General features: G+C 69.9%; 11 protein-coding genes and 1 riboswitch. Of the genes, 3 read left to right on the plus strand and 8 right to left on the minus strand.

Features of this window, described 5'->3' with window-relative positions:
* The first annotated feature begins 244 nt into the window (after positions 1–244).
* Both V6U90_RS30950 and metE read left to right on the plus strand, forming a co-directional pair.
* Entirely contained in the window at positions 245–1,060 is an 816-nt protein-coding gene (locus tag V6U90_RS30950) for a ribonucleotide-diphosphate reductase subunit beta (RefSeq protein WP_334444300.1), read from the plus strand.
* A riboswitch (cobalamin riboswitch) is annotated at positions 1,059–1,262 on the plus strand. Its footprint overlaps the gene before it by 2 nt.
* A gap of 107 nt (positions 1,263–1,369) precedes the next feature.
* Entirely contained in the window at positions 1,370–3,601 is a 2,232-nt protein-coding gene (gene metE, locus V6U90_RS30955; RefSeq protein WP_334444302.1) for a 5-methyltetrahydropteroyltriglutamate--homocysteine S-methyltransferase, read from the plus strand.
* Positions 3,602–3,678: 77 nt separating this feature from the next.
* Here the strand turns inward: metE and V6U90_RS30960 are convergent, their stop codons facing one another.
* The 4 genes from V6U90_RS30960 to V6U90_RS30975 form a co-directional block, all read right to left on the minus strand.
* Positions 3,679–4,287 (minus strand): recombinase family protein, encoded by a 609-nt coding sequence (locus V6U90_RS30960; protein WP_334444304.1) that lies wholly within the window; start codon positions 4,285–4,287, stop codon positions 3,679–3,681.
* A gap of 263 nt (positions 4,288–4,550) precedes the next feature.
* Positions 4,551–5,129 (minus strand): hypothetical protein, encoded by a 579-nt coding sequence (locus tag V6U90_RS30965; protein WP_334444306.1) that lies wholly within the window; start codon positions 5,127–5,129, stop codon positions 4,551–4,553.
* A 110-nt stretch (positions 5,130–5,239) separates the two neighbouring features.
* Positions 5,240–6,529 carry a pentapeptide repeat-containing protein gene (locus V6U90_RS30970; RefSeq protein WP_334444308.1) on the minus strand — a complete coding sequence of 430 codons (1,290 nt, stop codon included), beginning with the start codon at positions 6,527–6,529 and terminating at the stop codon, positions 5,240–5,242.
* Between the two features lie 1,276 nt (positions 6,530–7,805).
* Positions 7,806–8,438: a hypothetical protein gene (locus tag V6U90_RS30975; protein WP_334444310.1), complete on the minus strand. Its 633-nt coding sequence runs from the start codon at positions 8,436–8,438 to the stop codon at positions 7,806–7,808.
* A gap of 22 nt (positions 8,439–8,460) precedes the next feature.
* Here V6U90_RS30975 and V6U90_RS30980 point away from each other — a divergent pair, with 22 nt between their 5' ends.
* A complete protein-coding gene (locus V6U90_RS30980; protein WP_334444312.1) occupies positions 8,461–9,111 on the plus strand; it encodes a hypothetical protein in 651 nt (216 codons plus the stop codon).
* Positions 9,112–9,202: 91 nt separating this feature from the next.
* On the opposite strand, the gene V6U90_RS30985 is transcribed toward V6U90_RS30980, so the two are convergent.
* The 4 genes from V6U90_RS30985 to V6U90_RS31000 form a co-directional block, all read right to left on the minus strand.
* The gene (locus V6U90_RS30985) at positions 9,203–9,496 is read right to left on the minus strand and encodes a hypothetical protein (protein WP_334444317.1); all 294 of its coding nucleotides are present in this window, start codon (positions 9,494–9,496) and stop codon (positions 9,203–9,205) included.
* A gap of 31 nt (positions 9,497–9,527) precedes the next feature.
* Positions 9,528–10,457, minus strand: a complete 930-nt coding sequence (locus V6U90_RS30990; RefSeq protein ID WP_334444319.1) for a hypothetical protein — start codon at positions 10,455–10,457, stop codon at positions 9,528–9,530.
* A 140-nt stretch (positions 10,458–10,597) separates the two neighbouring features.
* A complete protein-coding gene (locus tag V6U90_RS30995) occupies positions 10,598–12,241 on the minus strand; it encodes a hypothetical protein (protein WP_334444321.1) in 1,644 nt (547 codons plus the stop codon).
* A gap of 471 nt (positions 12,242–12,712) precedes the next feature.
* Positions 12,713–13,051, minus strand: a 339-nt coding sequence (locus V6U90_RS31000) for a hypothetical protein (protein WP_334444323.1), incomplete at its 5' end; no start/stop codon positions are given.

The following is a 13,051-nucleotide window of genomic DNA, read 5'->3' on the forward strand; positions in this document are numbered from 1 at the left end:
CCTCGGTTCCTCGCGCGCCCGCGCGCAGGGCGCGACTCCAGAAACTCCAGAAACCCGGCCCCCGAAGTTTCCGGTTCCGGACGGACAGCGGGACACCCTCCGGGTAGCGGAGGGTTCCTCGTCTCGCTGGGGCACGCACCGGTCCGCTGAGGATTTCGGCAGCCCCGCTGAGGGTGGGGCCCGCGAGGTTGGCACGTCTTATGGGTTGGCACGTTTCCCGTCAGACCCGACACCCCACGCCCGTGTGGACGGCTTTTCGGCAGTCGGAATTTCCGCGGCGTACTTCGTGCTCAACCTCTACCAGCACGTCAACTCGCCCGAGGGCCGCCTCTACCTGTCTCGGCAGCTGTTCGAGGAGGCCGTGCACGTCCAGTTCTACCTAAACCTGCTCGACACCTATGTCGCGGACGAACAGGAGCGGTTCGCGGCCTTCGCCGCGATCGACAACATCCCCTCGATCGCCCGCAAGGCCGAGTTCTGCTTCCGGTGGATCGACTCGATCTTCGAGCTGCGCGAGCTCACCACCCGCGATGACCGGCGGGCGTTCCTACTCAACCTAATCTGCTTCGCCGCCTGCATCGAAGGGCTGTTCTTCTACGGCGCCTTCGCCTACGTCTACTACCTGCGCTCGCGCGGGCTGCTGCACGGGCTCGCCTCCGGCACCAACTGGGTGTTCCGCGACGAGAGCATGCACATGGCGTTCGCGTTCGACGTCGTCGACACCGTCCGGCGGGAGGAACCCGACCTGTTCGACGCACAGATGCAGCAGCAGGTCCACGACATGCTCGCCGAGGCCGTCGAGTGTGAGGTGCAGTTCGCCGCCGACCTGCTCGACCAAGGCGTCTCCGGCATGTCGCTCACCGACATGCGCGAATACCTGCAACACGTCGCTGACCGACGCCTCGCCGTGCTCGGCATCGACCCGATCTACGGCAGCCAGAACCCGTTCGCGTTCATGGAACTGCAGGACGTGCAGGAGCTGTCCAACTTCTTCGAGCGTCGCGTCGCCGCATACCAGGTCGGGGTCACCGGCTCGGTGAGCTTCGACGACGAGTTCTAAGATTGCCCGCAGTGCTGGTTCGCGCGGCCGCCAGGCCGCGCGTCGTAAGAGGGAACCCGGTGCAAAACCGGGACTGCCCCGCAGCGGTGAGTGGGAACGAAAGCCGTCATCAAGCACTGGGCGCGAGCCTGGGAAGCGACGGCCGGTAGGCGCGAGCACGACGCCCACGAGTCCGAAGACCTGCCCGCACCGCGCACGCGACCGCGTGCGCCGCCGACGGCCCCTCGGGAGGGCCGGGCGGAAAGGCCGGCGACGGCCCTTCCCCTGCCCTCCCGAGCCCGTCGGGCACCTCGAGGGAAGGGAACCCCCGTGACATTCGGCACCAGCACCGTGCTCGGCTACCCACGCATCGGCGGCAACCGCGAACTGAAGAAGGCCGTCGAGGAGTACTGGGCCGGGCGCATCGACGCCGCCGCCCTGGAAGCAACCGCGGCCAGCCTGCGCGCGCAGGTGTGGCAGACGCTGCGCGACGCCCGACTCGACGCCATCCCGTCCAACACGTTCTCCTACTACGACCACGTCCTCGACACCGCCATCGCCGTGGGCGCGGTTCCGGCCCGATTCCGCCGGCTCGGGCTGTCGGAGCTGGACACCTACTTTGCGATGGCCCGCGGCGCCGACACCGAACCCGCGCTCGAACTGACCAAGTGGTTCGCCACCAACTACCACTACCTGGTGCCGGAGATCGACGCCGACACCGGGTTCGCCGCGAACCCGGCCAAGGCGCTGCGCGAGTACGGCGAGGCCCGCACGCTCGGCCTCACCACCCGGCCGGTCCTTGTCGGCCCGGCCACCTTCCTACTGCTGGCCAAGGGCGTTGACCCGTTCGCCCGGCTCGACGACCTCGTCGACACCTACGCGGAGATCCTCAGCGAGCTCGCCCGCGCCGGCGTCGAATGGGTGCAGCTCGACGAACCCGCGTACGTCGCCGACCGCACGTCTGCCCAGATCGACGGCCTGCGCCGCGCCTACATCCGCCTCGGCGAGCTCGAGCAGCGTCCGCGGATCTTCGTCGCGACCTACTTCGGCGAGCTGAACGACGCGCTGCCCGCCCTGCTCGGCACGCCGGTCGAGGCGATCGGCTTGGACCTGGTTGCCGGGCCCGGCAACCTGCGGCGGCTCGCCGACGCCGGACCCCTTCGCGGCCGGACCATCGTCGCGGGCCTGGTCGACGGGCATAACATCTGGCGCACGAATCTGCGTGCGGCCGCCGTCACCGGAGCCACCGTCGCCGCCCTGGCCGACCACGTCGCCGTGTCGACGTCTTGCTCGCTGCTGCACGTCCCGGTCGATCTAACCGCGGAGACCCGCCTCGATCCGCAGCTGCGGCAGCGGCTGGCCTTCGCCCGGCAGAAGGTCGACGAGGTAGTGCTGCTCGGTGGCGCCCTGCGCGACGGCACCGGCGACCTGCCCGCGCCGCCCCCGTCCGCCCCGGCGGCGTGGCGACACGACGACGTCCGCGCCCGCCTGACCGCCCTGCGGCCTGCTGACCGGCGGCGCGGCGACTACGCCGACAGAGCAGCCCAGCAGCAGGAAAGACTGCGGCTGCCGGATCTGCCCACCACGACGATCGGGTCGTTCCCGCAGACCGCCGAGCTTCGACAGGCCCGCGCCGACCTGCGCGCCGGTGTGCTGGACGAAGCAGGGTACGCCGACCGGATGCGCGCCGAGATCGAGCACGTCATCCGGCTGCAGGAGCAGCTCGGCCTCGACGTGCTCGTGCACGGCGAACCGGAGCGCAACGATATGGTGCAGTACTTCGGTGAGCAGCTCGACGGGTTCGCCGCCACCGACAGCGGCTGGGTCCAGTCCTACGGCTCCCGCTGTGTGCGCCCGCCGATCATCTACGGTGACGTCGCGCGGAAGGCGCCGATGACGGTCGAGTGGTCGACATACGCGCAGTCGCTGACCAACCGGCCCGTCAAGGGCATGCTGACCGGCCCGGTGACGATCCTCGCCTGGTCGTTCGTGCGCACCGACCAGCCCTGCGCCGACACCGCCGACCAGGTCGCCCTGGCCCTGCGCGACGAGTGCCGCGACCTGGAAGCCGCCGGACTGCGCATCATCCAGGTGGACGAGCCGGCGCTGCGCGAGCTGCTGCCGCTGCGCCGCGAGCACCAGGAGGCATACCTGGACTGGGCGGTCAACGCTTTCCGGCTGGCCACCAGCGGAGTCTCCGACGCCACCCAGATTCATACCCACCTGTGCTACTCCGAGTTCGGCGACGTCATCACCGCCATCGACACCCTCGACGCGGACGTCACCAGCATCGAGGCGTCCCGCTCAAAAATGGAGATCCTCGCCGACCTGGCGGCGATCGGCTACGGCCGAGGCGTCGGCCCGGGCGTATGGGACATCCACTCGCCCCGGGTTCCCCCGCACGATGAGGTGGTCGCGGCGCTGCAGCAGGCTGTCGCAGCTGTCGCACCGCAGCGGCTGTGGGTCAATCCGGACTGTGGCTTGAAGACGCGCGGATATCCCGAGGTCAAGGCGTCGCTGCAGAACCTCGTCGCGGCAGCTGCCGCAATGCGAGACAACTGACTAACCCGTGCCGGCGGATCGCCGCGCACGGCCGGCACCACGCACTGACCGGCAGAGGGCAAGTAGCTTACTGCCGGTCAGTGCCTCTCATTGCGTATCAGCACCGGTCCGGCAGCAGCCGCCCGCCCAACCGCCCGATACACCGTCGAGCGGGCGACACCGAACAGCTCCGCCAGTTCGGCGTTGGTGTGCTCCCCAGCGGCGTGCAGCGCCACGAGGTGGGCCTCCTGCCGAGGGTTCAGCTTCGGCTGCTTACCACGCAGCCGGCCCTTCGCCTTAGCAACCTTCATGCCCTCACGAGTCCGCAGCCGGGCCAAGTCGGCCTCAAACTCGGCGACCATCGCCAAAGCCGTGAACAACAGCTTGCCGACGGGATCGGTCGGATCGTGCACCGAGCCGCCAAGGTTAAGCCGCACCCCGCGGGCGGTGAGTTCCTTGGCGATATCGTGCGCGTCGGCCACCGACCGGGCCAACCGGTCCAACTTCGTGACCACGAGGGTGTCCCCGGCCCGGCACGCGGCAAGGGCTTCGCGCAGCCCCGGCCGGGCCCGATTCGTTCCCGTTAGCCCCTTGTCGACGTATATCCGCTCCGCGCCTACGCCGAGCGCCGACAGTGCATCCAGCTGCGCGGTCAGGTCCTGCTCGTCGGTGGACACCCGCGCATATCCAATGAGGAGTCCCGTCACTGGCCAACTGTAGCGTTTAGCCCCCGCCCACCGGGCACATCATCGGGCGGGTCTTACGGGACAGGTCGACAAGCGCGCCCGTGAACGATCGAACCCCATTCCTCACTGCCCGGTGAAGGGTCCCCAAACGGGACACCAGCACGAACGCTCACCCATCACCGTCCGCAACAGTCACAAGATCAACTATTTGGCGGCTGGTGACACGTTCGTTACCGGCACCCCCCTGATCCACGCGGGGCCGTCCTGGTTGCCCGGGGGCGTCGTCATGCGCAGCACACTACTGAGCGGGTAGGCCGCGTCTTTCGGCAGCCCGAATCGACGACGGCGGCCGGCACCGCCTGGCGCTCGTCGACGACCGTTCGGCAACTCGTCGTCCTGGTCGACGTCGACCGGATTCGTTCGGCAACGGCGCGGGGTCCGGCCCGTCCGGGCGGCTGACCGCCCCGGCTGGCCGCAGGCCGGGCCGGGGCGGCGTGCCGCCGGGCCGGCTCACCGCGCCCTCGGTGGCCGGCCCGACGCCTGACGCGCTCTTCAAGAACCGAGCTGGCGACCATCAGCGCGAACGCGGCCAGAAACAGCACAGCGCCGGCCCACCGGACCGGCGTACGCCACGCGCTGGGCGTGACCTCCGTGAGGTTTCCCAGCCTGAGGAGAACGCTGAAACCCATGAACGCTGCCCCCGCCGCCCACAGCCGGGGGTGATGCATGGCCCGCCCGAACAGCCGAACCGTCGACACGCGTCGGCTGTGGATGGCCACCCAGGCAGCGCACCCGATCACGAAGACAGCAGCGCCGGCAAGCAGGATGTCCACGGCCGCAGCGCCCGCCTCGTAGGTCGTCACGAGCGTCACGGTAGCGGCACCACACAGCTACCAGCTTCGGGCCTGGACGACCGTCGTCTGACGCTCGGGGCGCGCGGCGCCTTGATCCCATAGAGGCCAATTCGGCAACGCTATTCGGCAACTGGCTCCGGTCCGTCGTACCTCGTCCCGGCGAGGGTGGCCCCGTCGAACCTGGCGACGCCGCTGAACGTCGCCCCGTCGAACCCGGCGTCGCCGCCGAACGTCGCCTCGCCGAATCCGGCGTCGCCGCCGAACGTCACCCCGTCGAACCTGGCGGCGGCGCCGAACGTCACCCCGCCGAACCCGGCGTCGCCGCCGAACGCCGCCCCGCCGAACCCGGCGTCGCCGCCGAACGTCACCCCGCCGAACCCGGCGACGCCGCCGAACGTCACCCCGCCGAACCCGGCGACGCCGCCGAACGTCACCCCGTCGAACCCGGCGTAGCCGCCGAACGCCGCCCCGCCGAACCCGGCGTCGCCGCCGAACGTCACCCCGTCGAACCTGGCGGCGACGCCGAACGCCGCCCCGCCGAACCCGGCGTCGCCGCCGAAGTGGGCTTTGGTGAAGGTGGCCTTGTGGAGGTGGCAGCCAGTGAAATCGAGGTCGGTGAGGACGGCTTCGGTGAGGTCGAGCACCACCTGTGGGCCCCAGTACAAGGGGTGGGGTTCTCCTTCGGGGGCTGTTGGTCGCAGGTGGCGGGCGAGGATGCGTTGGGCGGCGAGGCGGACCTGGCGTTCTTCCCGGGGGTCTACGGCCGGTTTACCGCTGTCACCGGTGGCGGCCGTCGGTGCGGCTGGAGTGGGGTCATCTGCGGGTGGCTGGACGGCGGGCGTGGGGGTGGGCTGGTCGTCGGGTGGGGTGTAGGGCATGCGCAGGTAGGCGCAGATCACCTCCACGATGCTCTGCCGGTGGATCGGGTTGTCCTGGGCGAGGCGTTCCAGGGCGTACAGGCCGGCGAGGCGGACCGGGGCCTTGTCGGAGCCGAGCTGCTCGGCGGCCTTGACGTACAACTCGGTGACGCGTTTCTCGCCGGCGTCGTACTCGGTGGCCTGCTGGGTGCGCTCGGCCAACTGCTGCCGGCGGAACGCCAGCAGCAACGCAAACGCGCCGGTCACCGCCGCGCCGATGGTCAGGGCGGTCTTGATGGACTCCATCTGCAACTGCGCCCGCTGCGCCCCGTCACCCACGGTCGGCACCGAGCCCTGCAGCCAGGAGACCGCAGCCCAGGTGACCGCTCCCACCACGGCCACCCCGGCGGGGATCACCCACGACCGCAGGGGCCGCACCTGCCGGTCCGGTGGCGTCGGCGCGGCAGACACCTCATGCTTCGCGCCGTCGCGCCGCCATAGCAGCACCCCCGCTACCAGCACCGCCACGCCCACCGCCGTCGGTGCCAGCACCGGCCACCCGGAAACCAGGACACCCCACCACGACCGGGGAACCAACACCAGCGCGACCGACAGCAGAACCAACCCGCCGACAGCCATCAAAGCGACACTCAACCGTCTCGTCACACTGCGGAATCGTGCCCGTACACGGCAACCCGTCTCGTGCCCGTCGACGGGCACCGGGCGCGGCCGGGTGTGGAGCACACGCGGAGCGACCGGCCGCGCGCCCTGTCGACCTGGCACGAGCGGCCCTCACCGGGGCCGCCTTGAAGACGTACAGAAAGTTTGAACACATCACCGCGACAGCCCGAGTGGTGGGCCACCACGACGGTCGACGAACCCGCGAACCGCTCGGCAACGACGTCCTGATGCTCGTCGACGTCGCGCCCACCCCCAGTAGGGAGAGTCCCCGCAGGGGAGTCGGGCTCGCCGGGGGCCGTACCCGGGTGCCCGCCGTGGCGGGAGTCCGGGCAGGCCGGGCACCTGACAGACCGGGTACGCCGGGGCGCGTCCGGGGCCGCGTGTCGCCGACGCCCCCAACCGAGGCCCCGATGCCGTACCCGGGCGCACCCCCGCGCGCACCGCCTGGCCGTGCTCGTCGACGACCACGCCCGACCGGCCGGTGGCGTCACCCGGGCCGCCTGGCGGGGTCGCCACCCGGTCCGTGACCTGTCCACGCGCGGACACGGCGCCCGGTCGCTCACACCGATCTGTCAGGGCCGCTCAGCGCCGCTGTGACAGATCGTGTGAGCCGCCCCTGACAGGTAGACACCCTCCGGGTATCGGAGGGTTCCTCGTCTCGCTGGGGGCGCGCACCAGACCCCACCGGATCCCCCGTCCGGTCCGCTGAGGATTTCGACAGCCCCGCTGAGGGGGGTGGGCGGCACGCGGGTTGGCACGTCTTATGGGTTGGCACGTTTCCCGTCAGACCCGACATCCACGCTGTCCGGGCGGGGCCTTTCGGCAGTCGGTATTTCCGCGGCATACTTCAGGGTTCCCGGGCGGCGGCTTCCGTCAGGGCTTCCGTGACAGCATCCGTGAGGGCTTCCACCCGAGTGCTCGCCGGACGGCGTCCTGGTGCGGGCTCACCGTGGCTCACAGGGCAGGTCAGCGGGCCTGTCACCGCGTCCCGGTGACGTGGTGACAGACCCAGACTCCCTCCAGTGGGGGGGGAGTCCTCTTCCCCTGGAGACGTGCGGCGGCCATCGGGGAGTGGGTTGCCCTCGCGCGCGTTTTTGTGGTGCGACCGGTCGAACCGGGGCCGGCGAGCCCTTCGCGGGCTGCCCGGTCAGCCTTGCGGCCCACCGGCCGGCCGGTCGGCGCGGGCGGCGTCGAGTTGGGCGTGGAGCTGGTCGACGCGGGCCTCGGCCCGGTCGGCCCGTCCGGTGGCGACGGCGGCGACGGTCTCCAGCCGGACCAGCGCGGTCTGCGCGTCCTGGGCGGCCTGCACGGCGGCCCGCCGGTCTGCGTGGGCCTGGTCGAGTTGGCGGCGTACCTCGACCAGGGCGGCGCGTTCGGCGGCCAACTCGGCGGCGGTCTGCGCGGCGGCGACCGTGGCGGCGGCCAGGTCGACGCGCGTCTGTTCGGCGGCGGTACGGGCGGTGTCGAGCTGGGCGCGCAGGTCGGTCACCTCGCCGGCGAGCCGGGCGACGTCGGCGCGGGCGGCGTCGCGTTCGGCGGTGACCGTGGCGGCGTTGGCCTCGGCCCGGTCGGCGCGGGCCTGCTCGGCCCGGCTCGTCTTCTCCGCGTTCCGCAGTTCGGCGGTGAGGGTCTTGACCTCGGCGCGGGCGTCGCGGAGCTGGGCGCGTACCTCGTCGTGCTGGACTTCGAGGGCGCGGCGCCGTTCGACCTCCTTCGCGGCGGTCTGCGCGCGGGCCTCCGCCTCGGCCTCGGCGCAGGTCCTCGCCGACGAGACCGGCAAGTTGCCCAGCGGCTACGCACCGGTGCGCACCACCATCGACTACCGCACCGACTTGGCGGGCCTGCGTGACATCCTCGGCTTGGCGCATGCGCGGACGGGTATCGCCGGAGGCGTGGTCTCGTCCGGCCGCGCGGTCGTCGCGGCCAGTCAGTTCACCGCCGCCGGCCGGTACACCGCTGAGGAGTTCGGCACTCGGTTCAGCGCCGAACTCGACCGGGTCCGCCGCCGCATCGGCGCCGACGACCCTGGGCACACGCTGACGCTGCTGAGCATCGACCAGGCCGGTCGTACTCTCGTGCGCCCACCCTGGGCGATTTACCCGATCGAAGCCGAGGTCGCGGCCAGCCTCATCGCCGACGGCATGTTCTTCGCCGTCTGCATGAACCCGAACAAGATCACCGACTCGCTGGCCAAGGCTGGTGTCGAAGCGTCCTGGCTGCAACGTCTCGATGGCACCGAGGACCCCTCGAAGCCGTTGTTGAACGTCGCCGTCCGGTCGGGCAACCGGCTCTGGTCGACATCCCTGAACTTCGCCGCGATCGCGGAGTTGATGCTCGAGCTGATCGATCTCCGCACCTGGAGCCAGCAGGTCGCCGCGATGCTCAGCGGCGAGTTCGCTGCCGGCACACGGCCCTGGCCGTGCTTCGCCAGGGAGGCCAGAGTCTGGGCCTGATTGCCCGGACGCCAGCTGTTCGCTCGGTGCCATCGCCCGGCGGATCGGATCGGCTCGCGAAGTGGCAATGGCGCCGTCAGACAAGGTTAGGTTAGGCCGTTGTGATCAACGCTGAGCGTCTGTTCTCGGCGCTGCCGGTCAGCAGGGTGAACTCGTACTCTCCCTCGCCGTCGGGCGTCATCGCGTAGCCGGAGTACGCGCCGGTGAGCGCGGGTGGGGGCGTCGTAACGGTGTGACGTGAGATGTACGTCCAGGCGTTGTCGACCAGCCGTACGCACGCGATGCCGTATGCCTTGGCGAAGTCAAAAGCACCACTCTGGAATCCGCTGGCGGCCACCACCACGCTCTTCTGGGCGCCCGTGGACTGAAGCTTGGTGAGAAGCACCTGAGCATCGGACCGTTTGTGCGACGGGCGTTCACCACCAGCGGCCCCTGACCTTGATCTCGCGTACGGGTATCTCGGAGGGGTGTAGGGGACGTTCGACGACGGGGCGGATCGTGTGGGGCGTGATGCGGTCGCGTTCGTGCTCCTCGGCGAACCGGGCGGCCTGTTCGTGTTCGCCGAGGTTGTCCAGGGCCTTGAGGAGGTCGGTTATCAGGATGTCGAGGCGGTGGGTTTCGGCTTCGGCGGCGAGGAACCGTTCGTGGTGGGTGACTGCTCGGTGGCCGCACCACTGGCGTAGTAGTTCGTGGCGGGGCCGGTCGTGGCGGCGGTACCAGTCGTACTCCCATTCCGGTGTCGTTGACCGGCTGTCGCGGCCGACTCGGTGCTCATCGCCGAACTTGCATTTGTGGCGGGACTGGGCTTCCTGCTCGATGACGAGGTCGAGGACCTGGGTCGGATGGGCGCGGCACGCGGCCTCGACCAGGTGGAGGGTGCCGGCCGGTGACAGGATGGCCCGGCCGTCGTGGTCGAACCATTCAGCCGAGGCGAGGATGCCCTCGATCGGGCCGCCGATGATCTCGCTCAGCCGGGCCCTGTCGTGGATGTCGGTGGCGCATGACACCGGGGACCAGAGCAGTTCGGCTACGTCATCGCTGATCATGAGTCTGAAGATCTCCTCGACGCAGGCTTCCTCTGTATGGTCGAGGCTCAGATCGTCGATGCGTTGCCAGTTCGCTATCAGCGCGTCGAAGGTCCCGACCTCGCTCCACGGCACCCTCAGCCGCGACCCGGGGACCTTCTCCACCCGTTCGTCGGGGTCGTCGAGGAATCTGATCTCGAGGCGGGCGCTGATCTTCTTCGGCTCGACGGCCAGGATGCGGACGCGTTCGGACGGTGCGTGGTCCGACTGTCGGTACGCCCATTCGTCGCCGACGGTGAAGCGGGAGGGGTCGATGCTCATCCAGCCGTCCTTCGGGTAAGCGTCGCTTGTTGCGTGGTACCGGGTCGTGCTGGCGGTTCGCGCCGCGATGGCGGCAGGTCCCGGCGCAGGCTCGTGCGCATCCGGCCGGAGTGTGGTGGCGGTTGAGGTGTGGACGCACTTCAGGCGCTGCGGTCGAGCGTCCCGTGGTGCCAGGATTCCGCCTGTCGGCGGATGCCGGCGCGGGCCTGCCGGTCGTGATCAGGGCGGTGCTCCTTGCGTGGCCCGTGGGGGCTCCAGTCACCGAGGAACGGGCGCAGGTCGTCGGGTCCGGGTTCGGGGTTGTAGTTGATATCGGCCAGCACGCGGGGATTGCGGATGGGGTCGATCCGGTCGGCTGCGGCCCTGCCCCACGCGACCCAGCTGGCGAGGTACCCGCTGGCGGTCCTTCCTTCGGCCGCCTGTTCAAGGGCGGTGCAGAACGCGCGGATGTCAGCTGCGGTGGTCCACGCCTGGTAGGCGTTGCGGAAGGTTTCCGCGCGGATCTTTTCGGCGGCCCGGACGCGGGCGTCGGCCATCGCGGCGTGCCATTGCGCGAGGGTGGCCTCCTCCTGCCGTCTGCGCTTGGCCGCTGCTTCCTCCTGCCGCCGCCGGTGCTCGGCCGCGGCCTTCTCCCGCGCGGCTTCGGCCGCCCGCCGTTGCTGTTCGTCGGCGGTGACGCCAGCCTCGAACCCTTGGATGATCTGCGCGACGCGCTGTTCCAGACGTACGCGTGCGGTGTCGGTCCAGGTGTCCCGGTTGTCGTGTCCGGCCCGGGCGATCTCCAAGCGGAGCCTGCCGGAGTCGACGACGTCGAACTCCGCGGGTTTCATCCACGGCCGCAGGCGCAGCACCTTCAGCTCCTCGGCGGTGGGTTCGTGCGGGACCTGGTCGCGTTCCTCGGTCAGGGTGACCGTGCGTCGGACCTGCCCGGCCTGGAGGAACACCCGCGGGTGTTTCGCCTTGGTGTTGACCCCGAGCCGGTGCCCACGTCGGGCCGCCTCGCCGGCGAGCTGCCGGATCAGCAGCAACGCCCGGGGCAGTAGGTCCGGGCTGACGGCGAGGTTGGTCGGATCGGCTTCGAGGGCGCTGAACGCCAGATGCGGGTCGGTGGTGACACGTCGGGTGTTGAGCCGGATCCGGTTCCAGTCGGTCTCGTCCGGACCGGCATCGGTGTACAGACGGATGACGATGTCGCCGGCGTCGCGGCCAGTGTGACGCAAATGGTGACCCGATGGCACAAGTCCCTGCTGCTTCGCCGCGTGAATGATCCGCCGGCACCGGGCCCGCGTTCCACTGTCGGGACTCTCGATACGGACCATGCCGCCCTCGTGCTGCAGGCGGTCGAGCAGTTCACGAGCCGATCGCGGCAGCTCCGCCGACGAAGCGCCGCCCGCGATGCCGCCGGGTGCCGGCGTCTCGGACCGCAGGAGGGCAGCACGGTGGTCGGGATGATCGGGATGGTGGCCATGCTCAAGGTAGAAGCGACCGGCGTCGGTCGAGCACGCCCTCCACACCCCTGCCTTGCGTGTCACCGCCACCAGGCCCCGGTCCTGGAGCGCACGCGCCGACCGGCGGTACTCGACGCCGTCCGGGCCGCTGAGGTCATCGCCGCCGTGGATCCGGCGAAGCAGGTCGAGCTGCCGCTCATTGAGCGAATCCCATCGCTGCATCTCCAGACAGTAAGGGGCCAGGCAAGCTCGATGAAGCTGAACACGGCTGCACGTGGCATCCCGTGCCGGCAGAGCCGCCGAACCGGTCCACTGCGCCTCCTCCTGCGAGGGCATTCCCAAACCAATTGGGCACCACAACGCTCGCTCATCCAGGGTGGCTTGTGGAGCGGCCCGGCCCGGCCAACTGCCGGCATAACTGGCCTACGACACTGCGGCCTACGTCGTGTCCGAGGCCGGTGTCGGGCCAGGCGTCCCCGGCGGCGAGTTGCCAGGCGGCGCGGCCGGCCTTGTAGGCGCTGGGGACCTTGGTCGTGTCGTGTCGAGTGCGACGTCGCGGTTCCCGGCCCTGCTGCTCTTCGGCGGTTTCTGCACGGCGGTGTAGCCATGGGTGACGATCTGGTTGTTGATCGTGGTCTCACGACGGTGCAGGCGTACTTCGCTGTCGTCGCAACCCGCACGCCTCGCCGCGGCGGGCCCGCGGTAGGCCATCGTGGTCAACCGCAGTAAACCAGGCTCCAACCCCAACTGATCTGCAGCGGCCACGGCGCCCCGCTGCACACGCTCACCTTCAGAGAAAGCCCGAGGTTACTCGTCATCGTCTTCTTCATACCAGTCCTCGGGTTCGAGAAGCCCCTCCAAAGCTTCACGCACGACAGTGGGATCATCCAATCGCAGGACGAAGAAACCAAAGTAGTCTTCCGCGGAATGCAGCAGCGTCGAATCTACAACCTCGCACAGATAGGGAAAGGTCGGAGTTTCGCCCCGCACACCAGAGCTCGGATAGAAGAGTTCGCTCGATATCACGGACAAGTAACCGGTTACCCACCTGGCGAGGCGATAGCAGTGGAGCGCCACCGCCACTGAGCCATTCCGCGCAACGGTCTGGTTGCTGGCTGTAGCCGCTTGGGTGTCCGGTAGGTCCGA

The sequence above is a fragment of the Micromonospora sp. CPCC 206060 genome, from assembly GCF_036906895.1.
In the GTDB taxonomy this organism is placed as follows: Bacteria; Actinomycetota; Actinomycetes; order Mycobacteriales; family Micromonosporaceae; genus Micromonospora.